General features: G+C 37.5%; 20 protein-coding genes and 1 pseudogene. 6 read left to right on the top strand and 15 right to left on the bottom strand.

All coding sequences use genetic code 11. From position 1 onward, the window contains the following. Positions 1–83: 83 nt before the first annotated feature. From tuf to ftsW, 5 genes are all read right to left on the bottom strand, one after another. Entirely contained in the window at positions 84–1280 is a 1197-nt protein-coding gene (gene tuf, locus HMPREF1654_RS01860) for an elongation factor Tu (protein WP_003073108.1), read from the bottom strand. A gap of 123 nt (positions 1281–1403) precedes the next feature. Next, on the bottom strand, positions 1404–2468 hold the full coding sequence (locus HMPREF1654_RS01855; protein ID WP_004233975.1) for an anti sigma factor C-terminal domain-containing protein: 1065 nt from the start codon (positions 2466–2468) through the stop codon (positions 1404–1406). Beyond that, a complete protein-coding gene (locus tag HMPREF1654_RS01850) occupies positions 2455–2925 on the bottom strand; it encodes an RNA polymerase sigma factor (RefSeq protein WP_003068536.1) in 471 nt (156 codons plus the stop codon). The genes HMPREF1654_RS01855 and HMPREF1654_RS01850 overlap by 14 nt, the downstream gene beginning before the upstream one ends. Before the next feature lie 125 nt (positions 2926–3050). Next, positions 3051–5750, bottom strand: coding sequence for a phosphoenolpyruvate carboxylase (ppc, locus tag HMPREF1654_RS01845; RefSeq protein ID WP_004233931.1), 2700 nt, complete (start codon positions 5748–5750; stop codon positions 3051–3053). A gap of 38 nt (positions 5751–5788) precedes the next feature. Further along, on the bottom strand, positions 5789–7021 hold the full coding sequence (gene ftsW / locus HMPREF1654_RS01840) for a cell division peptidoglycan polymerase FtsW (RefSeq protein WP_004233960.1): 1233 nt from the start codon (positions 7019–7021) through the stop codon (positions 5789–5791). Positions 7022–7316: 295 nt separating this feature from the next. Here ftsW and HMPREF1654_RS01835 point away from each other — a divergent pair, with 295 nt between their 5' ends. Next, positions 7317–8156, top strand: coding sequence for a glycoside hydrolase family 25 protein (locus HMPREF1654_RS01835; protein ID WP_014829626.1), 840 nt, complete (start codon positions 7317–7319; stop codon positions 8154–8156). A 434-nt stretch (positions 8157–8590) separates the two neighbouring features. Here the strand turns inward: HMPREF1654_RS01835 and HMPREF1654_RS01830 are convergent, their stop codons facing one another. Next, positions 8591–10486 (bottom strand): CAP domain-containing protein, encoded by a 1896-nt coding sequence (locus HMPREF1654_RS01830; protein ID WP_014829625.1) that lies wholly within the window; start codon positions 10484–10486, stop codon positions 8591–8593. Positions 10487–10931: 445 nt separating this feature from the next. Here HMPREF1654_RS01830 and HMPREF1654_RS10155 point away from each other — a divergent pair. Continuing rightward, positions 10932–11098 (top strand): annotated as a pseudogene (locus tag HMPREF1654_RS10155) (IS30 family transposase); the annotation flags it as partial. On the opposite strand, the gene HMPREF1654_RS01825 reads toward HMPREF1654_RS10155, so the two are convergent. From HMPREF1654_RS01825 to HMPREF1654_RS01785, 9 genes are all read right to left on the bottom strand, one after another. Further along, a complete protein-coding gene (locus HMPREF1654_RS01825) occupies positions 11088–11807 on the bottom strand; it encodes an ATP-binding cassette domain-containing protein (RefSeq protein ID WP_004233835.1) in 720 nt (239 codons plus the stop codon). The pseudogene HMPREF1654_RS10155 and the gene HMPREF1654_RS01825 overlap by 11 nt on opposite strands. After that, positions 11804–13336 carry an ABC transporter permease/substrate-binding protein gene (locus HMPREF1654_RS01820; RefSeq protein WP_004234018.1) on the bottom strand — a complete coding sequence of 511 codons (1533 nt, stop codon included), beginning with the start codon at positions 13334–13336 and terminating at the stop codon, positions 11804–11806. Before HMPREF1654_RS01820 ends, HMPREF1654_RS01825 begins: the two co-directional genes overlap by 4 nt. Continuing rightward, positions 13333–13785, bottom strand: coding sequence for a MarR family transcriptional regulator (locus HMPREF1654_RS01815; protein WP_004233842.1), 453 nt, complete (start codon positions 13783–13785; stop codon positions 13333–13335). The genes HMPREF1654_RS01820 and HMPREF1654_RS01815 overlap by 4 nt, the downstream gene beginning before the upstream one ends. Before the next feature lie 102 nt (positions 13786–13887). Further along, positions 13888–14472: a uracil-DNA glycosylase family protein gene (locus HMPREF1654_RS01810; protein ID WP_004233759.1), complete on the bottom strand. Its 585-nt coding sequence runs from the start codon at positions 14470–14472 to the stop codon at positions 13888–13890. Positions 14473–15238: 766 nt separating this feature from the next. Then, the gene (gene pepV, locus HMPREF1654_RS01805) at positions 15239–16639 is read right to left on the bottom strand and encodes a dipeptidase PepV (protein WP_003073138.1); all 1401 of its coding nucleotides are present in this window, start codon (positions 16637–16639) and stop codon (positions 15239–15241) included. 17 nt (positions 16640–16656) lie between these two features. Further along, a complete protein-coding gene (locus HMPREF1654_RS01800; RefSeq protein ID WP_003073142.1) occupies positions 16657–17262 on the bottom strand; it encodes a nitroreductase family protein in 606 nt (201 codons plus the stop codon). A 106-nt stretch (positions 17263–17368) separates the two neighbouring features. Continuing rightward, positions 17369–19177: an excinuclease ABC subunit UvrC gene (gene uvrC, locus HMPREF1654_RS01795; protein WP_004233915.1), complete on the bottom strand. Its 1809-nt coding sequence runs from the start codon at positions 19175–19177 to the stop codon at positions 17369–17371. A 345-nt stretch (positions 19178–19522) separates the two neighbouring features. Continuing rightward, entirely contained in the window at positions 19523–21256 is a 1734-nt protein-coding gene (ptsP, locus tag HMPREF1654_RS01790; protein ID WP_004233783.1) for a phosphoenolpyruvate--protein phosphotransferase, read from the bottom strand. A 1-nt stretch (position 21257) separates the two neighbouring features. Further along, positions 21258–21521, bottom strand: a complete 264-nt coding sequence (locus HMPREF1654_RS01785; RefSeq protein ID WP_003068444.1) for a phosphocarrier protein HPr — start codon at positions 21519–21521, stop codon at positions 21258–21260. Between the two features lie 381 nt (positions 21522–21902). Between HMPREF1654_RS01785 and nrdH the strand changes: the two genes are divergently transcribed. The 4 genes from nrdH (at position 21903) to nrdF (ending at position 25766) form a co-directional block, all read left to right on the top strand. After that, positions 21903–22121, top strand: a complete 219-nt coding sequence (gene nrdH, locus HMPREF1654_RS01780) for a glutaredoxin-like protein NrdH (RefSeq protein ID WP_003073148.1) — start codon at positions 21903–21905, stop codon at positions 22119–22121. 99 nt (positions 22122–22220) lie between these two features. Continuing rightward, the gene (nrdE, locus tag HMPREF1654_RS01775; protein WP_004234000.1) at positions 22221–24380 is read left to right on the top strand and encodes a class 1b ribonucleoside-diphosphate reductase subunit alpha; all 2160 of its coding nucleotides are present in this window, start codon (positions 22221–22223) and stop codon (positions 24378–24380) included. 29 nt (positions 24381–24409) lie between these two features. Beyond that, entirely contained in the window at positions 24410–24796 is a 387-nt protein-coding gene (locus tag HMPREF1654_RS01770) for a nuclear transport factor 2 family protein (RefSeq protein WP_004233955.1), read from the top strand. Positions 24797–24806: 10 nt separating this feature from the next. After that, entirely contained in the window at positions 24807–25766 is a 960-nt protein-coding gene (nrdF, locus tag HMPREF1654_RS01765; RefSeq protein WP_003073153.1) for a class 1b ribonucleoside-diphosphate reductase subunit beta, read from the top strand. Positions 25767–25843: the final 77 nt, after the last annotated feature.

Genomic DNA, 25843 nt, shown 5'->3' with positions numbered 1-25843 from the left:
TAATGAAATCATAAAAAAGAGAGCCCCGCAATAGCGGAGCTCGTTTGTCTGACTTTAATTGTTCATCTGGGAACTTAACTGAATTAAGCTTCGATTTCTGTAACCATACCTGAACCTACAGTACGTCCACCTTCACGGATAGAGAATGTAGTTCCTTGTTCTACGGCAATTGGGTGGATCAACTCAACATCAATTGTTACGTTATCACCAGGCATTACCATTTCAGTACCTGCAGGAAGTTCGATTGAACCTGTAACGTCTGTAGTACGGAAGTAGAATTGAGGACGGTAGTTGTTGAAGAATGGAGTATGACGTCCACCTTCTTCTTTAGTAAGGATGTAAACTTCACCTTTGAATTTAGTGTGTGGATGAATTGAACCTGGTTTAGCAAGAACTTGTCCACGTTCAATTTCGTCACGTTGGATACCACGAAGAAGAACCCCTACGTTATCTCCAGCAAGACCTTCGTCCAATTGTTTACGGAACATTTCAACACCAGTAACAACTGCTTTTTGGATTTCCTCGCGGATACCAACGATTTCAACTTCATCGTTGACTTTAACAGTACCACGGTCGATACGTCCTGAAGCAACAGTACCACGTCCAGTGATTGAGAATACATCTTCGACTGGAAGAAGCAATGGTTTGTCAGTATCACGTTCTGGTTCTGGAATATATTCATCAACAGTATTCATCAATTCCATGATGATGTCTTCATATTTTTCATCACCTTCAAGAGCTTTAAGTGCTGAACCTTGGATTACTGGAATATCATCACCTGGGAAATCGTATTCTGAAAGAAGATCACGGATTTCCATTTCAACCAATTCAAGCAATTCTTCATCGTCAACCAAGTCAACTTTGTTCATGAAGACAATAAGGTATTTAACACCTACTTGACGTGAAAGAAGGATATGTTCACGAGTTTGAGGCATTGGTCCGTCAGTTGAAGCTACTACAAGGATAGCTCCATCCATTTGAGCGGCACCAGTGATCATGTTTTTAACGTAGTCCGCGTGTCCTGGAGCGTCAATGTGAGCATAGTGGCGTTTAGCAGTTTCATACTCAACGTGTGCAGTGTTGATAGTGATTCCGCGTTCGCGTTCTTCTGGAGCAGCATCAATAGATGAATAATCTTTTGGTTGGTTAACTGAACTTGGAAGACGACGTGCAAGTACAGTCGTGATAGCTGCAGTTAGGGTAGTTTTACCATGGTCAACGTGTCCGATGGTACCAATGTTAACGTGTGGTTTACTACGATCGTATTTTTCTTTTGCCATTTGAGTAAAAGCCTCCAATAAAATATATTTTATAGATAGACAGTAGGCAATACAGTCTAACTTTCCTTACTATTTTATCAAATTTTCTTCAAATTGCAAGTGTTTTACGCCTTTTTTATCAATTTATTCTTTGTCTAACTTGTAGTATGGTTGGTTTGGTATAGAAGCTCCAATGCTTGATGCATAAATCCACTCCTTACCTTCCAACTGTGCAAAATTTTCAGCTTTTCCTGTTAGGATGACTCCTGAGAATTCTAATTTTTCTAGGTCTTCTTTCTTAGACAAGTCTAGCTTACCAAATTTTTTCAAGTAGGTTTTAATGTCATCTGACGGAGTTACATTATTGTAGGTACTTTTTCCAATGTCAGTCGCAATATATTTTTTTAAATTAACCAAGAATCCATCTACATCTTTCATTTGGGCAACTCTGTTACTCAGTCTCTCTCCTTCTTTGAGATTTTTAATAGCTTCTTCTGCTTCCTTTTTATGAACATATTCTTTTTTCGTTAGATAATCTGGACTCGTGCCGTATAGATTACTTGGTTGCCACCAACTTGGATCACCTGTTGAATTTGTACCAATCCAATACCAATTGGTTTTAAGATTCTTAGGAATCATTGCTCGAATTTCTTTTAAACTATATGGTTTATCAAAGGTCAGTGCTACCTCTACTAATTGATTTTGCATTTCCTTTACATAAGGAAGCTCTCTAGTTGGTTTATGGACAGGTGCTCCTTTCTCTTCTTTCGCATTTTTATTGTAGAATTGTGGCACCTTTTGGTTATTTTCTATTTGAATAGTTGCCCCAGATTCTGTATATCTGCCAGAATTTGCATGAAAAAGGATTCCTCGATTGATATTAAAAATTCCAAAATCTGCCTTATATTCACCATAGTCGAGTGGAATTCCATAAATATCTTTAGCTTGTCTACCTTTAATACCACCATGAAACATGTCCCCACCATTAGCAGACCAGGTATAAGTTTCAATATTAGGAAAAGCAACGCTTTCAACTAGTTGTACCTCATTGACTACCTTCCAAGCTTGGTTGCTGATAAGTTTTCCCGTAACCATACGAGCACCAATATATATTCCCAAAAATGCTACCACTACTGTTATTGACCAGAGAATGATTCGATTTCTATTTCTCTTTTTGTTTTTCTTTGCAACGATTTCAAAAGTTTCCATGATGATATCCTTTCTTTTCCAAAACTTGTCGAAGTTTCTTTCGACTGCGCATGAGCTGAACCTTGACCTTGCTTTTAGAATAATGAAGCACTTCTGCTATTTCGCCTATTGAGAACCCTTGAAAATAATAAAGATCCAACATGATTTTATCCCGCATTGGCAACTTTTCCACCTCCTCCATGAGAAAGTCGTAGTCTGATCCTTCAACAATCAATTGATTTCCCTTTGTAAAAAAATCTCGTCTCAGAATTTCCATATAATGCTTATCACGCCGGTATTTATCAATATAACGACGAATAGACACACGATACATCCAAGCTCGCATTTTTTCAGCAGGGATGACAAAATCAGACTCTAGCATTTTGATAAAAACATCTTGAACAACATCTTCTGCTTGCTCTTTTGGAACGCCTGAGCCTTGCAGATAATAGACGATTTCTTTCGCAAAGGCAATCAAGACTTTTTCATAATCATCTAATTTGATATTCTCATCCCCCTTCCTTCACTAGTATAACGAATTGGAAGCATTTCTGGTTACAAAAATATAAAAAAATCGGAAATAGTCCGATTTTTTATTCTTCATCAGCCTGAATTTCTCAGTCCAGTCGCAATTCCATTGATTGTGACGTGAATCAACCTTTCTTCGTCAGGAGATAACTCTCCACGGCGTTGGCGTTTGATGAGTTCTAACTGAATATAATTCAAGATATTAAAATAACGCATGCGGTAATCCAAACTGTCTCGCAAGTATGGATTTTCCTGTAACAATTCATCATAATCTTCAATAGCCAAAATGACATTCTTGGTCAACTGCCACTCATCTAAAATTGTGTAATAGATTTCTTGAACTTTTTCATCTTCGCATAGTTTTGCATATTCAAAGGCGATATTCATATTCGACTTAGATAACACCATGTCCACATTAGATAAAAGTGATCGAAAGAAAGGCCAATTTTTATACATCTTTCTTAAAAAAGCTAGATTTTCTTTTGGATTTTCATCAATAAATTCTTTAAAACTAGATCCAACACCATACCATCCAGGAAACATCACACGACTTTGCGACCATGAGAAGACCCATGGAATAGCACGTAAACCACCGATTTCCGTAATAGTTTTACGAGCAGCCGGTCTTGAACCAATATTAAAACTAGAAATAGCTTTGATTGGGCTTGATTCAAAGAAATAATCATAAAAATGCTCATTGCCAAAGACTAAATCACGATAAATTTGATAGCTTCGGTCTACCACCTGATCCATAATGGATTCGTAGTGATTGGACGTATTAGTATCGCTCTTTTTCTTTGTAATCATTCTGTTGATCGTCGCTGAAACCAACATTTCTAAATTGTAGTAAGCGGCATCCTTATTTCCGTATTTATTACCAATGACTTCTCCTTGCTCTGTCAGGCGAATTCGGTCATTGATACTGCGGAGTGGCTGCGAGGTAATAGCTTCATAAGTAGGACCACCACCACGTCCAACTGTCCCACCACGTCCGTGGAAGAAGGTGATTTTCACACCAAACTCATCTCCAATAGCTGTTAATTGCTGTTGAGCTTTATAGAGGGTCCAACAGGATGATAAGTAGCCACCGTCTTTATTACTATCTGAATAACCAAGCATGATTTCCTGATAGTTATTATTAGAGGCAATCCATTTTTGAGCAATAGGAAGAGATAAATATTTCTTCATCGTATCATAGGAATTATCCAAATCTTCAATGGTTTCAAAGAGCGGTACAATCTGCACGCGTGCAGATTCCTTGTCAATGAGACCAACTTCCTTATGCATTACAGCCAACTCTAAAAGATCGGATACACTTGTTGCATGAGAAATAATGGTTTGTTTAATGACAGCATCTCCTAACATATCCTTCAACTCACGAGCCGTCTGAAAAATCTGTAATTCTTTTTGTAAGAGATCTGATTTTTCAGCGTGTGTTGCAGAGAGAATCCGTGGATCATAGAGCAGTTCGTTTAGTAAGACATGACATTTTTCGCCCTCAGAAAGCTCGCTATAATGCTCCACTATTCCTGCACTGGCTAACAATTCTGCCACACAGGCTTCATGAACGCTTGAATCTTGACGCATATCAATGGACGCAAGATAGAAACCAAACACTTCTACTGCTTGCAACAATTCAGTAAATTCACCAGAAATCATTGCCTCTCCTTTGTTTTCAAGAAGAGATTGTTTGATAGCTAGCAAATCATGTTTAAATTCTTCAATATTATGATAGTGTGGTTCTACTTCTGCCTGGTCAATAAAGTAAGTCTTGGTATTTTTCAGTTTTGTTTGAATGTAGTAAAAAGCACGGCGATACAGCTCTTTTTCGCGATAAATAGAATTATCTTCTGACAGATAAGCCATTTCCTGCACCGCTTCACTGACTTTAACGATACCTGTTGACAAAGAGAATTCACGATACAGATTGGCAATTTTCGCATCGTAGTAATTCATAATCACTTCACATTGTGTCAAAGCAGATTTTTTCAATGTTTCGGATGTAACATATGGATTCCCATCCCGGTCACCACCAATCCACATTCCCATTGTAATGGGTGTGGGATTTTTCAAGCTAATCCCATGCTTTTTAGCTAGACGCTTATATTCTTCTGCTAGATTTGTCACCGCCTGCAAGAGAGAACTATTGTAATATTCCATCACATTGGTGATTTCATTCGTCACTTTTAATTTTTTCTCACGAATCATATCCGTACGCATAATAATTTCGATATAGCGACGAAGATCATTATGCCATTTTTCTTCATTGAGCAATCCCATCCGCACATCGCGATATTTACGCAACAAAACGTGAATATGATTTGTTAAATCCAGCATGGTTGTCCGTTGTACTTGAGTTGGATGAGCTGTTAAAACTGGTACAACATTTAAGTGTTCCAAAATTTCAGCGGCATTTTCCTTTTCAGCAACTAAATCAATTGTTGTGGATAATTTTCCAAGATAATCTTGACCAACATTATTTTGATAGTTAATTTCAAAAGCTAAATCAACGTCTTCTGAAATATTGATTAAAAGAGGCAAGATAGAAAAATAACGTGAAATATAGAACATTTCCTTGTTAGACAGATTCTGAACAATTTCATTTAATCCTTCGTAATTTCCAACTGCTGCCAATTCTTTTAAAGCGATGATTTTTTCAAAGGTTTCAGGACTTAACATATTTTGTGTAACTTCTTCTAGTAAGTCCGTCAAAATCGTAACTTCTTCTTGGATGACTTCCTTATTATTGTAATTTTCTAATTTTTGAAGTGACATGATCTACACCTTTCAGTAAGCTTTTGCTCAATCTCAAGTTAGCGAACAACTCTTAAACCGTGATTGGTTTCTTCTATTTCCCTATACAAACTTTCGCGTTTTTCATTCGCATCAATATTTAACACAAAAGCAATTGCAACGGATAATACCAACAGGCTATTTCCACCTTGTGACAAGAACGGGAAGGTTACACCAGTCGATGGAATTAAACCTGAAATTCCCCCAATATTAACAAAGGTTTGCGTCAGTAACATTCCACCAACACCAAGAGCCATCATAGAATTGAAAGGATCTTTCGCTCGAATTCCCACCAGAATGATCCGTAGAATAAGGAAAAACAAAAGAGCTAAAATCAAGCTGGCACCAATAAAGCCAAATTCCTCAATAACAATGGAAAAAACGAAATCTGTCTGTGCTTCTGGCAAATATCCGCGTTTCTCAATAGAGTTTCCCAATCCTAAGCCAAACCAACCGCCATTACTCATAGCATAATAGGAATTAGCTAGCTGATGACCTGCACCTGACACATCCTTAAATGGATTAAAAAAGGCACTAAATCGTTTTGCTACATACCCAAACACAGGAACCTTGGCGACTTTTTCCACACCAATGAGCCAAATACTGGTTAAAACAACTGTAGAAAGAGTAATTAGCACACCAAGAAAAGTGGAAAACCAACGATAACCAATCCCACTAACTGCAACCATAATCATGGCTGTCAATAAAAGAATTGTCGCATTTCCTAAATCAGGCAATGCTGCTACAATTCCAATTAGAATGAGAACAATAATTCGCCAATCATTTAGTGCACGTGGAATCACTTGATTTCGTGTTAAAGCCTGATAGTCATAAATTGAGATTTCATCTTGCTGATGAGAAAAACGTAATGCCAAGAACCAAACCAAAATGATTTTTAAATACTCAGCCGGCTGAAGACTAATTGGCCCAAACCGTAACCAACCATGAGCTCCATTGATTCGTGCACCAAGAACACGAGATAAAATTAAAAGCAAGATTTCTACAAAAATAACAATGATAATCAGTCGATTGTCCTTTAAGAAATCCAACTTTATTTTATAAATTAAAGCAATAGCAAGTAAACTGACTATCCAGAAAACCCCTTGATTTAAAACAGATCTGAGCGAATTTGCTCCCACCTGTACCAAAGTAGCACTTGACGTTGAATAAACAACTATCAGTCCCAAAATAGATAAAACTAAATAAGGAATCAAAATGGAATAATTCAGTAGGTGGCGTTTATCAATTTTCATAGTTCACCTATATTCTTAATTTTCACCGAACATTATACCATTTTCTAAGGTAAAATAAAAGTATTTAACGAACGGTTTTTTTGCAATCCTTTTGCTATCTAGGCTAAACTTTAACTAAAATAAAGATAAGGCTATGAATTTTGGCTACATTATTGATTTGAAAAAGTATTACTACACACATAACTAAGCAATGACCAATAAACCGCTTTCCTTAATATTTCAATTTGGTGACAAATGCCTTTTTTCTACTAATTTATTTTGCTTTTTATCTAACTTTACGTTAAAATGAATTTATATGAGAAAGAGGATTAAACCGCTTGTTATATTTGCTTTTTTTGTAAGCTTCATTATGATTATTGTGGGAGCGAAGTATTATGCAGAAAGCAAAGAAACGAAACAGCAAAAGGCTACCACTGAACAAACATCAACTATCCCTGCTAAAGAGAAAGACACTTCTGATTCTAACAAGGAAGATAAAGCCTACAAACCTATTATTGACTTATCAGGCTGGCAACGACCAAGTGATATCAACTATGATCAATTAGCAAAAAACATTTCTGGTGCCATTATACGCGTGCATAGCGGAGCACAAGCAAAAAAAGAAAATGCAGCTACACATCTAAATGGAATTGATAAATCTTATCAACGCCATATTGAAGAATTTCAAAAACGAAATATCCCTGTTGCTGTCTACGCTTATGTAGCAGGTAATAGCAAGAAGGAAATGGAAAAAGCAGCTGAAAGCTTTTATAAAGCTGCTTCAAAGTACAAACCAACTTACTATTGGTTGGATGTTGAAGAAAAGACTATGGAGAACATGAATGCTGGTGTAGAAGCTTTTCGTGCTAAGTTAGCATCATTAGGCGCTAAAAATATTGGGATTTATGTTGGAACCTATTTCCTTGAGGAACATAGTATTTCAACCAAAAAGTTCACAGCAATCTGGATTCCAACCTATGGTTATAATGATGGTTATTACAACGCTGCTCCCAAGACTGATTTAAAATACGATTTACATCAATATACCTCACAAGGATCAATTAGTGGTTTTGCACATGATGTCGATTTAAATCAGTTGTCTCCTTTAAAAAATCAGACAAAAACATTTAAAAAATTATTTGGTAATGGAAAATAAGGACTCTGTAACAGTTTCAATCGACAGCTATTGGAGCCAGGGCTCCCTAAACTGAAGCTAAGACAAAAATTTCCAATCAATTCTGTAGTATTATAAAGTTGTTCCATGTGATTTATTCTAATGATAGTGTAGGTGCTTTTCATTTATAGGTCATATGGGACTTTTTTCATACACTCAAAAAAACCTGTAATGTTCGGCTCTATCATTTCTGTAGTGGATAAATCTACTGTAGAGATTATAGAGCCTTTAAACTTTAAGAAGCACGTTTTCATCACACTAAACATAAAAAAGAAAAGACCAATATGGTCTTTTCTCGATGTTATCTTCTCATCATCCACTAAAGTTGACAAAGATTCGAAATAATTATTTATCCAACTTTTTGGAGTCAGTATAAATAGTTATCGGATAATATTTTATACAAAATAATATGGTTATTATTGATAATTGAATGTCCAATAATACACACCTTCGCCATTAACAACTGCAGCTACTGCTCCTTTTGTTGCATCAGGTGAAAGAAGTAATTCTCTAAGACCACTAGTTGCCCATTTTTTAACAACAGTTGATGGATCTTCATCACGCCGTCCAACAAATCCTGTACTATCATATTGACGAGAAATTGAATGTGCTTTTGGAAGAGCTTGTGAGTTATAAATTTCGTCGGACCAGATTAATTCCTTCAGTCCTTGTTTTTTACGTTCTTCATTGATTTTAGCAAACGCCTCTTTTGCTTTATCTAAAGCAATGTAGTTGGTATCATCAGTTGCTTCAACTCGATAAACAAATTTAACATATCCAAATTCTGTATCGCTATACTTTTTATCATTGACACCACTCTTTAGATTAGCAATCAAAACATAATCTCTAGCCCATGGATTTTGTTTAGATTGTTCAAAAATATCTTCGTCTTCAATTTTCCATTCAACTTTAGCATCCCATCCAGCATTATCAACAAATTTAGGATTCATTTTTTCAATAACATATTTTTTAAATTCTTCAACATTTTGGAATGGAAGAGGTTGACCTGCTTTTGCTGTAGTTACTAAATTAGTTGAGAACAATTTCACGCTAGAGTTTTTATCACTATACATATACTCGTCATCATCCGTGTTTTTGTGAAGTTTTGGATCAAGAGCTGGATCATTAGGGTCAGTCATACCATGAAGTTTCCATTTATCTCCCATCCATTTCCAGTATGGTGAATAGCCAGTACGCTCAGCATTCGACGGTACATAGTAATAATGAGTGCTACCATCATAGTAATAGTTTTTGTCTTTCTGAAGAGCTGCTGAACCTGGTTTTCCTGGTGGGTAAACAAGTTTTGGAGTTTGTCCATTTGGTGCCCAAGGCAAATGTTCAAGCCCTTCTGCTGGTTTTTCAACATAAGCAGGAATTTGATTTTCACTTGGCTCATCAGTTGTTACCAAACCTGAATTTCCAGGAGTAGATGGTTGATTCGGTTGTGCTGGTTTTGGCTCCTCGGATGGTTGTTCTGGTTTTGGAGTAAATGGATTGAACTCACCATCTGCACCATTAATTGGAGGATTTTCAGGCAAGTTAATGTTTGGATTTTCAGGTTGAGTTGGTTCCTCTGGTTTGGGTTCTGATGGTGTTGTTGGCTCATCTGGTTTATCGCTAGGAGATGGAGTCGGTTGTTCTGGCTCTGCCGGACTTGGAGTCGGAACTTCTGGCTTCGGATCTTCAGATGGTTGTTCTGGTTTTGGAGTTTCAGGTTGCGGTGGAGTAGTTGGATTCTCAGTAGAGTTCTTAACAAATACCCATTTACCATCTTGATAATAGTAATAATCACCATTATCCAACACATAGTAATGATAACCATTTGAATAACGATAATGTCTATCCTTTAATAAGTTATTGTAACCATTGTTACTGTTGTTATTATTTGAAACAGGAACCCATTGTCCATTACGATAAATACGATAAGAACCATCACTCATACGGTAATAATGATTTCCATTCCAATATGTGTAATTCGGATCGGTTGTCAAACGGTTATAACCATTGTTGTAGTCGTTTCTTCCCCAGTTGTTATAACTATAGTTCCAATTATTGTAATAATTACCCCAGTTATTATAACCATAATTCCAATTATTGTAATAGTTATTCCAATTGTTATAGCCGTATCCCCAGTTATTGTAATAATTTGTATAGTGGGTAAAATACCCATTCCAATAATCATATCCTGGTTGATAATGATTATAATAGCCATATCCATAACTTTGTGCTTGAACATCATTAGCAACCAATACAGGAATCATTGCTGCTGTAGCTAGGACAGATCTTGTTACAAATCTTAAACACCTATTCATTTTAATTTAACCTCCAAAGTGATTGGGTCACTTTATATTATAATTATGGGATAATTATTTTGTGCACAATTCATGAAAATAGCTATTCATCATCAACTAGATATCAATCCTATTGTTTGAACATATCAGGAAATACGTTTATATAAAAAGGAGATGGTCTAGTTTAAATCATCCTAATCTATTTTCATATATATTTAACCCACAATTATTCATTATAACATACTAAATTTTTCGACACAATATATTTAACTAAGATTTATAAAATATTTTGATATTTAAAATCTTCGAAAGTTCTAAAATGAAGTTAGCCACTTGAAAATAGAAAAAAGCACCTCCATGTTATACTTGTAAGTTAATCAAAACCTAAACAAATGAACATAGAGATGCAAAGTTATTCTACCACACTGATAATGGCTGAGCGTTGCCTCATTGAGTGACTAGAACTGGGCACTACGAGATTGATACAGTGATTCAGACACGAGAAAAGACATCTTGTCTGCTCACAGAATGACTCTGCACAAACTCATTTGCTGGCTACCAAACAAGACTGCACAAGTAGTCAATGAGGCGTTAGGAAACATTCTCAAGGAGCACATAGATATTAACTCGCTAATTCAAGTAATTTTCTTACAAATTCATTAGCTGGCTCTTGTTTGATTTCCTCTGGTGTACCGTATTGCTGAATTTGTCCCTTGTCTAAAACAAGGATTTGTGTCCCTAATTTCAAGGCCTCTGCTATATCATGCGTAATAAACACGACTGTAATACCTGTATCTTCATGCAGTAATTTTAATTCATGCTGTAACTGATAGCGCGTAATAGCATCTACTGCTCCAAAAGGCTCATCCATTAGCAAAATACTAGGAGTTGCAGCTAATGCACGTGCAATTCCAACTCGTTGAGCTTGTCCACCAGAAAGAGCTGCAGGATAGCGTTTTTTTAACTGAGTATCCAGACCAAGCATAGTCAGCTTTTCGTCAATGATTCTCTCTACTTCTATCTGATTTTTCTTTTGTAAATTTAAGACAAAGGCAATATTTTCAGCGACTGTTAAATGTGGAAAAAGTCCATTCCCTTGAATTGAATAACCGATGTTACGCCGCAATTCAATCAAATCTGTTTCTTGAACATCTTGTCCATTGATAAGAATTTCCCCTTGACTCGGTTTGACTAAACCATTTATCATCTTTAACAATGTCGTTTTACCTGAACCAGAAGTTCCTACAATCGTCAGAAAGGCACCGTCTTCAATTTTCAAATCCAATTGTTTAATAATGTCTTGATTTCCATATGATTTACTGACATTTTTATATTCAATCATTTCTTCAAAATTCCTTTCTCTACAAGATAGTCATGAGCAACTTTTGACGGTTCTTCTTTGTCGCTTTCTACTTTGTGGTTTAGCTCTGCCATTTTACTATCTGTTAAAATCCCGTTTAATTTTGCTAAGGCTTTTTTTAGCTGCGGATATTTTTTAAGAGTAGCTGCTCGAACAACTGTTCCTGCCTGATAAGAAGGATAAATTTTTTTATCATCTTTCAAGACCACTAGATTAGCTCCATAAAGTTGTCCATCTGTGGTGAAAATATCAATTGCATCAACCTTTCCAGATTTGATAGCCTGATATTTTAACCCGCTATCCATATCTACTTGCGACTTGAATTTCATACTATAAATGGATTGCAAACGTGCAAAACCGTCTTCTCGACCAAAGAAATCGTATTCTGCACCAAAGGTTAAATTGGGGCCTGCTTTTGCAAGATCACTAAAAGTTTTAATATTGTATTTTTCTGCAATATCCTTACGAACTGCCAAACCATAAGTGTTATTAAACCCAAATGTATTTACCCATTCTAACTGATATTTTTTTCGATATTGACTTTCAAGTGTCTTGAACTGACTTTCATCATATGAACCTGATTGTTTGAGAATGACTTCCCAAATTGTACCAGTGTATTCAGCATAAATATCAAATTCTCCTTTTGTGATGGCTGGGTGAATATTGGCTGTCCCGCCACCAACACCTTTAGTCATTTTGACCTTAAGATTGGTGTATTGTTCAATAACTTGCTTTTGCATTTCACCTAAGATATAGTTTTCTGTCTGTGGTTTGGTCGCAATTTTCACGGTTCCGCCCATTGGATTCATTTGGAAAAATGCGATGCTTCCTGCCATCAAAAGAACTATAGAACTGAAAACAGCTAACCATTTTTTAGATACTTTTTTATGACGTAGGATTGATTTTTCAACCAAAGAAAGAAGAAAATCAAAGACCAATGCCAACAGGGCGACTAAAACACTTCCGACCAAAGTTAGGGTTTGATTATTAGTCGTAATCCCACGGTAAATTGCTACACCAAGACCGCCAGCACCAACGAAAGAAGCGATCCCTGCAAGAGCTATGGTCATTGTAACCATATTACGGAAACCTGCCATCATAACCGGAAAGGCAAGGGGCAGTTGCACCTTGGTTAAAATCTGCTTGCGTGTAGAACCCATTCCTTCTGCTGCTTCAATGAGAAGCGGGTCAACACCAGAAACGCCTGTATAAGTACTCCGTACCATTGGTAACAGAGCATATAAGGTTAGTGCTACAATTGCTGTCTTGTTACCAATCCCCGTAATCGAAATCAGAATCCCTAAAAGTGCAATAGAAGGAATTGTATAAAGAATATTCACTAAACCAATAACGACTCCAGCCCAGCTTTTTTTGAAACTAATAAAAATCCCAAGTCCAACCCCAAAAATCAAAGCAAGTAAGATAGACAAACCTGATATCCAGACATGATCCCAGATAAGACCTAACAGAAACTGCCATTGATTGGTGACTAATTTAATTAACTCGTTCATGCTTCATCCTTTCTTGATTGGCTTAAATTTACTAAAATACGCTCTAAATAAATCTCAAATTCACTGATTTCCAGATCAGAAAAACCACTGTAAAAGATTTCAATGATTTCATCAGAAATTGCATCATATTCTGCTTTTAATCCTTTTGCATAATCTGTCAGACAAATCATCTTTTTCCGCTTATCTTTTTCATGAGAACACCGTTTCACAAGCTGCATGCGAATCATTCGGTCAATCATTTTGGTCAGAGTGTTCAACGTCAAGCCAGTCTGCTCTGACAGTTCGGTTTGGCTTTGATAATCTTTTTGCCAAAGCGCGTGTAAAATACGTCCCTGTTCTCCATTAAAAGCTTGAATCCCTCGTTCTAACAAAATATGATTCATTAATCGATTAGATAAACGATGAATTTTTCCAATGTAAAACCCACTATTAATTATTTTTCTATCCAACTGTTTTTTCCTCTAAAATTATACGATATAGAAGTTTATTTATAATACTATATCGAACCTTTTTTGTCAAAGATTTGGTTTCAAAAAAAGATGAGCAAATACTCATCTTGAAATAATCTTTTGTACATGTTCCTTCAAATCAGGAATTACAGTTTTCATAAACCAAGGATTCTTAGCCATCCAAATCTGATTTCGAGGCGAGGGATGAACAAGCGGAAAAAATTCTGGCAAATAGTCTTGATAGTGGTATACCGTATTCGTCAACTTCACAGTTCCTTTTTGATGAAGATAATACTTCTGAGCATATTGACCAATGAGAATAGTCAATTCCAGATCTGGTAGCAATTCTAAAATCGGCTGATGCCATTTTTCAGCAAAACCCTTGCGAGGTGGCAAATCACCTGATTTCCCATGACCTGGAAAGTAAAAGTCCATCGGGATCACAGCAAAATAGCCAGAATGATAAAATGTATCATAGTCAACACCCATCCATTCACGTAAGCGATCTCCACTCTTATCATTCCAATATAAACGTGTTTCCTGTGCTTTAATGCCTGGTGCTTGACCAACAATATTGATTCGCGCCGTTTTAGGAGCTGCAAAAAGCGGCTCAATTCCTCGCTCTGTATATGATTGATTTTGTGGATCATCCATAATAGCTTTCTTAATATCTTCTAATGTTTCCATTTCTTACCTCTATTCTTGATAATTTTTCATCATATAACTTTTCAAATCGGTTGCCTGTCGTCCTGTGATCGTCCGAAAATCATCTGTCACAATATCCAAGCAGCTTTGACTACCAGCTTGGTAAAGAGAAGCCAACTCAATTCCAAATCCTTTCAGCTAATCATAAAGGCATTAAAATCCTCAACTGTCACTAGCTGATAGACAATTTCACGACTCAATATTTCAAACAAAAGGCTAGCTAATTCTAGCATGTATAGTTACGACCTTGAGTCAAAATGTATATTTTTCCATGTAGAACAGGCGACATAGCTAGTTTGATGATGGCTGCTACACTCTCTTCCCACGAGATAAAGTTTATTTTAACATTCCCCATGTGAAAAAGTCTGTCGACTTGATCAACAAACGATCCAACAAAGATAAAATGTTTGATTCCAAACTTTTCTGCTGCAATAACAGAGTTTTCAGACCTTGGCACACACTATACTTAGATGAGAACTACTTGGAATGTAAATCAATACATTCGTTCCACGCCAAGCCTCCATCATAGAATCCACATCTAAATAATCAACTTCTCTGCCATCAATCCCTACTGCCCTATACTAGCAGGGCTATGAACAGATAGCTGAATTTCATTAAAAGCTAACTGTTTCTGTGCTTCGGCAACGACCTTTTGCCCCAGTTAACCTGTCGTACCTGTAATTGTATAAATCCTAATATTTCTCTCTTTTAAAAGAAACTCAACTATTTCTAGCTGAGTTTACATGGTTTATTTGATTAATTCATAAATTGCTTCAGCATAAATTGCTGCTGCACGGAAAAGATCTTCTACCTCTATAAATTCGTTTGCTTGGTGCATCGTATCTGTATATCCTGGGAACATAGCACCGTAAGCAACACCGCGTTTCAAGAGACGCCCAAAGGTTCCACCACCAATGATTTGTTCATGACCTTTTAGACCTGTTTGTTTTTCATACACGTTCAAAAGCGTTGTCACAAGCGGATCTTCCATTGGAACATAGTGAGGAACATGCTCATGCTCTGACAATGTCACGTTTTCCACAGGTAAGTTTTCCAATTTAGATTTGATTGATGCTGGATTGGTTCCTTGTGGATAGCGGAAATTAAGGGCAATAGTATTATCATCGCTTGTTTCATCAAATCGGAAGACCCCTGCATTCATAGAAAGAGCACCCATTTTTTCATCTACATAGTCCACTTTTAAGACTTTCCCTTCGTGGTCTTCTAAAAGAACGTTTCCTGCCACTTCAAGATAGTCTTTAGCAGAACCTGCGAAATCAAACTGGGTCAAGAAGTTGGCCAGATAAGTCGCGCCATTGACACCAGATTGTGGCGAAGCCCCATGGGCAGATTTCCCAATAATCGTTACTGCCATTTGCCCATTTGATAATTCTTGGTATTCAAAGCGAAGCCCATGTTCTTTTGCAAATTCGTCTAATTTATCTACAAGATTTGGCATATTTCCTGATACTACTGCTGTTGCAGATTCAGGAACCATATTTTCACGAAGTCCGCCAGTAAAGCTATGCAAGCGTGCAGCTCCGCTATTTTCCCCTGCAAAATGAAGGTATTCTGTAATATTTCCTTTTTCACCATTGATAATCGGAAATTCGGCATCTGGTGAAAAGCCAAAATCTGGCTCTGGAAGACCAACATGTTTGAAATAATAGTCCATATCAGCCCAACCAGATTCTTCATCTGTACCAACTACAAAACGAACTTTCTTAGACGTCGGCAAACCTAATTCTTTGATGATTTTCAGTCCATAATAGCAAGCCATCGTTGGCCCTTTGTCATCACTCGCACCACGCGCAAATAATTTACCATCCTTGAGAGTCGGCGTATAGGGATCTGTATCCCATCCGCTTCCAGCAGGCACCACATCCATGTGTGCAAAAATTCCAAGCACTTCAGCTCCTTCGCCATATTCAAAATGCCCTGCATAATTGTCCACATTCTTCGTTGGATAGCCATCACGTTCAGCTAATTCTAAGAATTTTTCCAAAGCCTTAACAGGTCCAGGTCCAAACGGATGTTCTTTATCTGCTTTCGTGTCATCTCGTTCGGAGTTAATTTCCAAAAGGCTAAATAAGTCAGACAATAGAGCGTCGCGACGTTTTTCAACCTCTGCTTTAAAATCAATCGTCATAAAATCATTCCTTTCTATCAACGTTTTTCAATAATCTCATCCACTGGCAAACGATAACTTGGATCCAGTTTATCGTCTGTGTAGCCAACGGTAATTAAAAGTTCTGGACGGAAGCGCTCATCAATATCTAGCACTTGATTGACTTTTGACTTATCAAATCCAAGGATAATATTGGAACTAATGCCCTGGTCAGTCAATGCCAACACTAAATTCATAGCTACCAATCCAGCATTGAGAGCTAAATAATCACTCTTTTGCTGTTCGGTGTAATGACTGTACTTAGTCGGAAGATTTTGCATGTAATATTGCAATTTTTCTTCAGACATATTTTTTATACCAGCAGTACGAGCAATTTTACGAGCGCGCTGCGCCAAGTCTGTATCTGTAAAGAGAGCAATCGTCACAGGTGCTTCTTTGATTTGCTCCTGATTAGCATTAAAGGCAACCTCAGCCAACTCTGCATTTCTCTCACGCACAACTACAAATTTCCAAGGCTGACTATTATGAGCACTTGGCGCTAAAGTTGCAATTTCAATTGCCGTCCGCACATCTTTTGGATCAACCGCTTTATCATTGAAATGCTTAGTTGCATGACGCTTTTTATTTAATTCAAGAAACTTCATAGGGATTTTCCTTTTCTTATTATACTCATTTCATTTTACCATAAATTGGAAGAGCTTGCAGGTTTTTTTATGAAATAACAGGTTCCCTCACTGGAACCCTGAGGATTTAAAATGTATCGGGTATTATTTCTTTTTTATCTATAGCCCTTCTTAACTTCCCCTGAACAGCCTCTGCTACTTTTCGCGGTACGCCTACTTCGACAATTTCCTCAACACTTGCTTCTTTAATCTTGGTTAGCGATTTGAAATGCTTCATGAGATTTTGCTTGCGTTTTGGTCCCAAACCTTCAATGCCATCTAGTTGTGATGAGAAGGAATTCTTAGACCGGAGCTGGCGATGGAAGGTAATGGCAAAACGGTGGACTTCATCTTGGATGCGTTGCAAAAGGAAAAATTCCTGGGAATTACGAGATAATTCGACCACTTCCAATGGATCACCAAAAAGCAATTCATGAGTCTGATGCTTGTCGTTCTTTTGCAAACCAGCGATAGGAATATCTAAACCTAATTGATGTTGAATGACGTCTTTAGCAACGTTGACTTGGCCCTGACCACCATCAATGACAATCAGATCAGGCGGTATTAAACCATCTCGCATAACTCGGCTGTAGCGACGCTTGATGACTTCCCGCATACTGGCATAGTCATCCGGACCGATAACTGTCTTAATCTTATACTTGCGATAATCTTTTTTGCTGGGTTTGCCATTAATAAAAACCACCATAGCTGAAACAGGACTTGTTCCCATAATATTGGAATTATCAAACGACTCAATCCGAACTGGAGTGGGAATATTGAGGAGCCGGCCTAGATTTTCAATTGCTCCTTGCGTTTTTTCAACAGATTTCTCTAATAAGTCAAACTTCTGTTGTAAACTAACTTGAGCATTCTTAATTGCCAAATTGACCAGCTGTTTCTTTTCTCCTCGTTGAGGCTTGAGAATTTTTGTATCCACCACAGCCCGTACTGATTCCTCGTCAATATCAGATGGAATCAAAATTTCATTGGGCACCAGATGAGATGTATTCTGATAAAATTGTCCAATATAGGTCAAAAAATCCTCGTCAGGGTCATTGTAATAAGGAAACATATTTACATCTCGCTCAATGAGTTTTCCTTGACGGACAAAGAAAACCTGCACACACATCCATCCTTTGTCCACATAATAGCCAAAGACATCCCGATTCTGTAAATCCCTTGCCATCACTCGTTGCTTGGTGCGAAGTGTCGCAATACTTTGAAGCAAATCTCGGTATTCAGCCGCTTTTTCAAATTCCATCTTTTCAGCAGCACTAGTCATTTTTTCTTTCAATTCATCAATAATCTTATTATCATGACCTTTGAGGAAATCTGCTACTTCTTGAGCCATCTCTTGAAAGAAATGTGGGGCATTATGGCAGATAGTATGAGCTCGACACTGTCCGATATGATAGTAGAAGCAAACTTTCTCAGGTGGATTAGTACACTTTCGGAAAGGGAAAATGCGATCCAGTAGGCGCTTAATTTCATTCGCAGCACCTACATCAGGATACGGGCCAAAATATAAACCACCATCTTTCTTAACCTGACGTGTGATTATAAGCCGCGGATATGTCTCATTGGTAATTTTGATAAAAGGATAGGACTTATCGTCCTTAAGCATGATGTTATATTTGGGTTGATTTTCCTTGATAAGATTGATTTCAAGCAACAAAGCTTCAATATTAGACTCAGTGACAATAAACTCAAAATCCTCAACCTCAGACACTAACGCTTCCGTTTTAGTATCATGACTTCCGCGAAAATACGAACGCACCCGATTGCGCAAATTCTTGGCTTTTCCCACATAGATGATCGTACCATTTTTATTCTTGTGGATATAACATCCTGGACCAGTTGGCAATAACTCTAATTTTGATTTAATTAAGTTGTTCATAATTATCATTATAGCAAAATTAGCTAAAAGGAAGTAAAAAAGGGCAAGCAAATAACTATTGAAAATTTTAAGCCCATAGCTTCACTATCACAAGGTTTAAATAGGTTATTAGAAGTATACTTTAGGTTGTAGATAGAATAAATCTTTTTTCATGGAATATTTCTCCAGATTTACAAAACGAACAAAAGGTTGACTTGCTCCGCAATTTTTCCTACTACTTTTTAATAATCAGCTATTGTGTCAAAATTTTTTGCTATCACAAAGAAAGGCAGGGATGCTACTATCCCTGCCTTTCCATCATCAACACTACAATTGTCCTTGTCGACAATAGTTTCTGTTTTGAGATTATTCAAAATCAAGATATTCTTTTTCAAGTTCAAGAACTTCTTCCATCGTTGCACATTCTGTAAGGGCGCGTTGAGCCAGTTCTTGCATCTTCTTCGTATCCAATTTCTTCATCAGACTACGTGTACGAAGAACAGATGTGGCACTCATTGAAAACTCATCTAGACCAATACCAACTAGAAGTGGAACAGCAGTTTGATCACCCGCCATTTCACCACACATACCAGCCCATTTGCCCTCAGCATGAGCAGCTTTGACAACTCGATCCACTAAACGTAAGATAGATGGGTTGTATGGTTGATAAAGATAAGAAACTTGTTCATTCATACGATCTGCAGCCATTGTGTATTGAATCAAGTCATTAGTACCAATTGAGAAGAAGTCAACTTCTTTTGCAAATTGATCAGCCAACATAGCTGCTGCTGGAATTTCAATCATAATACCAACTTGAATATTATCTGCGACAGCAATACCTTCTGCAAGCAATTTAGCTTTTTCTTCTTCCAAAATCGCTTTTGCTGCACGAAATTCAGTCAACAACGCGACCATTGGGAACATGATACGTAATTGCCCATGAACAGATGCGCGCAAAAGTGCACGTATTTGTGTGCGGAACATTGCATTTCCTGTTTCCGAAATTGAAATACGAAGCGCACGGAATCCAAGGAATGGATTCATTTCTTTTGGAAGATCAAAGTAAGGAAGTTCTTTATCACCACCAATGTCCATTGTACGGACAACAACTGGCTTCCCATTCATGCCTTCTAAAACAGCTTTGTAAGCTTCATATTGCTCATCTTCTGTTGGGAAATCTTGGGAATCCATGTAAAGGAATTCTGTACGGTAAAGTCCTACGGCTTCAGCACCATTAGCATTAACGCCTTCAACATCCTTCGGTGTACCAATGTTCGCAGCCAATTCAAAATGTTTTCCGTCGGCTGTTACTGTTTCAGCATCTTTCAGCAAATCCCATTCAGCTTTTTGTTTAGCATAAGCTTCACCAGCTGCTTTAAAATCTGCAATTTGTTCTTCGGTTGGATTGATAATCACTTCCCCAGTGATACCATTTGCAGCAATCACATCACCGTCTTTCACTAATTCGGTAATGTTATTCGTTCCAAGAACTGCTGCAATTTCAAGAGTACGAGCCATAATAGCTGAGTGGCTTGTACGTCCACCAATATTCGTTACAAAAGCTTTAACAAAGTTTTTGTCTAATTGCGCAGTATCAGAAGGAGTCAAATCGTGCGCAATCACAACTACTTCTTCATTGATCATAGCAGGATTTGGCAAGTGCACACCAAGCAAATGAGCCAATACTCGCTTGGTCACGTCGCGAATATCTGCTGCACGTTCTTGCATATATGGATTGTCTTCCATATTTTCAAAGAGAGTGATGAACATATCTGTCACTTCTTTCAGACCTGCTTCAGCATTCACTTTTTTTGCACGAATTGTTTCTTTAATCTGACCAATCATTTCTGGATCAGAAAGTACCATTAAATGAGCATCAAATACTTGAGCTGCTTCTTCTCCAAGGCTCTCTACTGCTTTCTCACGGATAACAGAAAGCTCGTTCTGTGAAGCTTCAAGAGCTGCATCCAAACGAGCCTCTTCTGCATTCGTATCTTCGACTGAAACAGTCTCAAACGATAAATCCGGTTGAACTAATAGATATGCCTTAGCAACAGCAACACCATCAGATGCTGCAATTCCTTTTAGCATTTCTGTCATGTTAAGCCAATCCTTCTTTTGTCATTGTTTCTGCGATTGCTACAATTGCATCGTCAGCATCTGTACCTTCAGCAGTAATTGTTACATCAGCACCTTGACCAACACCAAGGCTCATAACACCCATGATTGATTTAAGATTTACTGATTTACCTTTGTATTCTAGTGTAATATCTGAAGCAAATTTGCTAGCAGTTTGAACTAACAAAGTTGCTGGACGTGCGTGAATACCTGTTTCTGCCACAATGTGGAAATCTTTAGAAGCCATAGTTTGACTCTCCTTTAATGTAATCTTTTTGGGGTCATATGTGATAACCCTTACAATTTTAGATTATAACATCTTTGTAAAATTTTTTCAAGAATTTTATGTGTATTCATCAAGGCTTTTTTATGATAATTACTGAAATTTCATTAAAACGAGATTTTCAATCTTCAACTTATAAACAAATTTTCAATCTATAATTATGTGATAAAACGAGGATAAGAGCGTGATTCTTCTCTGATTTTCCATTTTTTAAAAATACCATATCTAGTATTGTTGAATTCAAAAAACAAAAATAAGCACAATATTTAGAGCCTAATGGTTGACAAAATTTATAGCTTTGGATATACTAAATCCATACTGAATTAAAAAAATTAGGAGTTTATTATGGTAACTATTTATTCAAAAAATAATTGTGTTCAGTGCAAAATGACAAAACGTTTTCTAGACACCAATCAGGTGGAATATCGTGAAATCAACTTGGACGAACAGCCTGAATATATCGATCATGTGAAAAACTTAGGTTTTAATGCTGCACCGGTTGTACAAACTCAAACGGAAGCATTTTCCGGTTTTCAACCAGCTAAATTGAAAAAATTATCATAATTTTATTGTACCTATAATAGAGCAAATCAATCGCTTCTATGAGCCATAGAAGCCCTTTCTTTTGCCAATAGCAAATCTAGTATTTAGAAAAGGAATAGTATGGGACTCAAACAATTAGAAGATGTGACGTATTTCCGTCTCAACAATGAAATCAACCGTCCAATCAATGGACAAATTATGCTCCACAAAGATAAAGAAGCTCTGGAGGCATTCTTTAAGGAAAATGTTGAACCAAATACAAAAAAATTCTCTTCTATTACTGAAAAAATTAACTATTTAATTCAAGAAAACTATTTAGAAAAAGAATTCATCCAGCTTTATTCGTCTGAATATATTGAAGAATTAGCTGCTTTCATTCATGCACAAGATTTCCATTTTAAATCTTTTATGGCAGCTTATAAATTCTACAATCAATATGCTCTTAAAACAAATGACGGTGAATATTATCTAGAAAGCATGGAAGATCGTGTTCTATTTAACGCGCTCTATTTTGCCAACGGTAATGAAGCAATCGCTAAGGATATCGCTAATGAAATCATTCACCAGCGCTATCAACCGGCTACACCAAGCTTCCTCAATGCAGGACGTTCCCGTCGCGGTGAACTAGTTTCTTGCTTCCTCATCCAAGTAACAGATGATATGAACTCTATCGGTCGCTCCATTAACTCTGCTCTGCAATTATCTCGTATCGGTGGTGGCGTTGGGATCTCTCTCAGTAACCTGCGTGAAGCAGGCGCTCCCATCAAAGGGTACGAAGGGGCTGCTTCTGGTGTTGTACCAGTGATGAAACTGTTTGAGGACAGCTTCTCTTACTCTAACCAGCTGGGACAACGTCAGGGAGCCGGGGTTGTTTACCTCAATGTCTTCCACCCAGATATCATCGCTTTCCTTTCTACGAAGAAAGAAAATGCTGACGAAAAAGTTCGGGTTAAAACTCTTTCTTTAGGAGTTGTCATTCCAGATAAATTTTACGAATTAGCTCGTAAGAATGAGGAAATGTACCTCTTCAGTCCTTATTCTATTGAACGCGAGTACGGTGTCCCATTTGCTTATATTGATATTACTGAAAAATATGACGAATTGGTTGCCAACCCTAAGATTAATAAAACGAAAATTAAAGCTCGTGATTTAGAAACAGAAATTTCTAAACTCCAACAAGAATCTGGCTATCCTTATGTCGTAAATATCGATACAGCTAACCGTTCAAATCCAATCGACGGTAAAATCATCATGAGTAATCTCTGCTCTGAAATCCTGCAAGTACAAGAACCAAGTCTCCTGAATGATGCTCAAGAATTTGTACATTTGGGAACGGATGTTTCTTGCAATCTTGGGTCGACCAATGTAGTCAACATGATGACTTCCCCTGACTTTGGAAAATCTATCCGCACTATGACACGCGCTTTGACCTTTGTCACAGATAGCTCTCACATCAAAGCTGTTCCAACCATTGACTACGGCAATAGCTTAGCTCATACTTTTGGGCTAGGAGCCATGGGCTTACACAGTTATCTGGCTCAACAGTTGATTGAATATGGTTCAGCTGAATCAGTTGAGTTTACCAGCATTTACTTTATGCTCATGAATTATTGGACTCTTGTTGAATCCAACAATATTGCTCGTGAGCGCGGCATGACTTTCCACAACTTTGAAAAATCTGATTATGCTAACGGTACTTACTTTGACAAATACCTGACGGGTGAATTTGTACCTCAGTCTGATCGTATCAAAGAACTCTTCACAGATATCTTTATCCCATCTGCAGAAGACTGGGCAGAGTTACGCGATAAGGTCAAGGCTGACGGTCTCTATCATCAAAACCGCCTAGCCGTTGCACCAAATGGTTCTATCAGCTATATCAATGATGTCTCTGCTTCTATCCACCCCATTACCCAACGGATCGAAGAACGTCAAGAAAAGAAAATCGGTAAGATCTACTATCCTGCTGCTGGTCTGTCAACTGAGACTATTCCTTACTACACTAGCGCTTATGACATGGACATGCGCAAGGTGATTGATGTCTATGCAGCGGCAACTGAGCATGTAGACCAAGGCCTTTCCCTGACTCTCTTTATGCGCAGCGATATTCCTAAAGGCCTCTATGAGTGGAAAAAAGAAAGCAAGCAAACAACTCGCGACCTTTCTATCCTGCGTAACTACGCCTTCAACAAGGGTATCAAGTCCATCTACTACGTCCGTACCTTCACTGATGATGGCGGCGAAGTTGGGGCTAACCAATGTGAAAGCTGTGTGATCTAACAAGAGATTTTAGAAAAAGAAATTCGACCATGTCACAATTAGAACAAAATAAAAAAAGTGCCATCCAATTTTACAAAACAGCCTTTGAAGGAAATCCCAAGCAAGCGGTAGAAAAATATGTCGGCGCTGAATACCGCCAGCATAACCCTCTAGTTGAGGACGGAACCGCAGGGTTTATCGCTTACTTTGAACGTATGGCTGCTGAATACCCTGACAAGTCTGTCAACTTTGTGCGCAGCATTGCTGAAGGCAATCTAGTGGCTCTTCATACTCATCAAATCTGGGAAGAGCCAGACAACAAAGAATATGTCACAATGGACTTCTTCCGTTTTGACGAGCAAGGTAAAATTGTGGAACATTGGGACAGTATCCAAGAAGTGATAGCTGATACCAAATCAGGTCGTACCATGTACTAAAGGAGAAAGAATGCAAACTTACTACAAAGCCATTAACTGGAACGCTATCGAAGACGTAATCGATAAGTCCACCTGGGAAAAACTGACTGAACAATTCTGGCTCGACACACGAATCCCTCTTTCCAACGATTTAGATGATTGGAGAAAATTATCAGCTAAAGAAAAAGACCTTGTTGGTAAAGTTTTTGGCGGGCTGACACTTCTTGATACCATGCAATCCCAATCAGGTGTCGAAGCGATCCGAGGGGATATTCGCACTCCCCATGAAGAGGCTGTATTGAATAATATCCAATTCATGGAGTCTGTTCATGCCAAATCCTATTCATCTATTTTTTCAACGCTTAATACAAAATCAGAAATTGATGAAATTTTTGAATGGACCAATACAAATCCTTATTTGCAAAAGAAAGCTGAAATTATCAACGAAATTTACCTTAATGGAAATGCTCTTGAAAAAAAAGTTGCCAGTGTGTTTTTAGAGACCTTTCTATTCTATTCTGGTTTCTTTACTCCACTCTACTATCTGGGCAACAACAAACTAGCTAACGTTGCTGAAATCATCAAATTGATTATCCGTGATGAATCTGTCCATGGAACTTATATCGGATATAAATTCCAATTGGGTTTCAATGAATTATCAGAAAAGGAACAAGAACTGTTTCGAGAGTGGATGTATGATCTTCTCTACACCCTCTATGAGAACGAGGAAGGTTATACTGAAACCTTATATGATGGTGTTGGATGGACAGAAGAAGTCAAAACCTTTCTTCGCTACAACGCCAATAAGGCTCTCATGAATCTTGGACAAGATCCACTTTTTCCTGATACTGCTGATGATGTCAATCCTATTGTTATGAATGGTATTTCAACTGGAACTTCTAATCATGACTTCTTCTCCCAAGTCGGAAACGGTTATCTACTTGGCGAAGTTGAAGCTATGCAAGATGATGATTATAATTATGGGTTATAAACTATCAACTAAGAAAGCTAGTATCTGATAATAAAAAAACACGAATGGGACATACCAACAATAAGTGGTACTACTCC

This window comes from Streptococcus intermedius SK54 = ATCC 27335, assembly GCF_000413475.1.
GTDB classification, from domain to species: domain Bacteria; phylum Bacillota; class Bacilli; order Lactobacillales; family Streptococcaceae; genus Streptococcus; species Streptococcus intermedius.
This window is presented reverse-complemented; position numbering and strand designations above follow the sequence as displayed.

Bases quoted from the DNA above. Each gene is read 5' to 3' on its own strand.
- tuf (WP_003073108.1), bottom strand. From the start codon at position 1,280: ATGGCAAAAGAAAAATACGATCGTAGTAAACCACACGTTAACATTGGT.
- HMPREF1654_RS01855 (WP_004233975.1), bottom strand. From the start codon at position 2,468: ATGGAAACTTTTGAAATCGTTGCAAAGAAAAACAAAAAGAGAAATAGA.
- ppc (WP_004233931.1), bottom strand. From the start codon at position 5,750: ATGTCACTTCAAAAATTAGAAAATTACAATAATAAGGAAGTCATCCAA.
- ftsW (WP_004233960.1), bottom strand. From the start codon at position 7,021: ATGAAAATTGATAAACGCCACCTACTGAATTATTCCATTTTGATTCCT.
- HMPREF1654_RS01835 (WP_014829626.1), top strand. From the start codon at position 7,317: ATGAGAAAGAGGATTAAACCGCTTGTTATATTTGCTTTTTTTGTAAGC.
- HMPREF1654_RS01830 (WP_014829625.1), bottom strand. From the start codon at position 10,486: ATGAATAGGTGTTTAAGATTTGTAACAAGATCTGTCCTAGCTACAGCA.
- HMPREF1654_RS01825 (WP_004233835.1), bottom strand. From the start codon at position 11,807: ATGATTGAATATAAAAATGTCAGTAAATCATATGGAAATCAAGACATT.
- HMPREF1654_RS01820 (WP_004234018.1), bottom strand. From the start codon at position 13,336: ATGAACGAGTTAATTAAATTAGTCACCAATCAATGGCAGTTTCTGTTA.
- HMPREF1654_RS01810 (WP_004233759.1), bottom strand. From the start codon at position 14,472: ATGGAAACATTAGAAGATATTAAGAAAGCTATTATGGATGATCCACAA.
- pepV (WP_003073138.1), bottom strand. From the start codon at position 16,639: ATGACGATTGATTTTAAAGCAGAGGTTGAAAAACGTCGCGACGCTCTA.
- HMPREF1654_RS01800 (WP_003073142.1), bottom strand. From the start codon at position 17,262: ATGAAGTTTCTTGAATTAAATAAAAAGCGTCATGCAACTAAGCATTTC.
- uvrC (WP_004233915.1), bottom strand. From the start codon at position 19,177: ATGAACAACTTAATTAAATCAAAATTAGAGTTATTGCCAACTGGTCCA.
- ptsP (WP_004233783.1), bottom strand. From the start codon at position 21,256: ATGACAGAAATGCTAAAAGGAATTGCAGCATCTGATGGTGTTGCTGTT.
- HMPREF1654_RS01785 (WP_003068444.1), bottom strand. From the start codon at position 21,521: ATGGCTTCTAAAGATTTCCACATTGTGGCAGAAACAGGTATTCACGCA.
- nrdH (WP_003073148.1), top strand. From the start codon at position 21,903: ATGGTAACTATTTATTCAAAAAATAATTGTGTTCAGTGCAAAATGACA.
- nrdE (WP_004234000.1), top strand. From the start codon at position 22,221: ATGGGACTCAAACAATTAGAAGATGTGACGTATTTCCGTCTCAACAAT.
- HMPREF1654_RS01770 (WP_004233955.1), top strand. From the start codon at position 24,410: ATGTCACAATTAGAACAAAATAAAAAAAGTGCCATCCAATTTTACAAA.
- nrdF (WP_003073153.1), top strand. From the start codon at position 24,807: ATGCAAACTTACTACAAAGCCATTAACTGGAACGCTATCGAAGACGTA.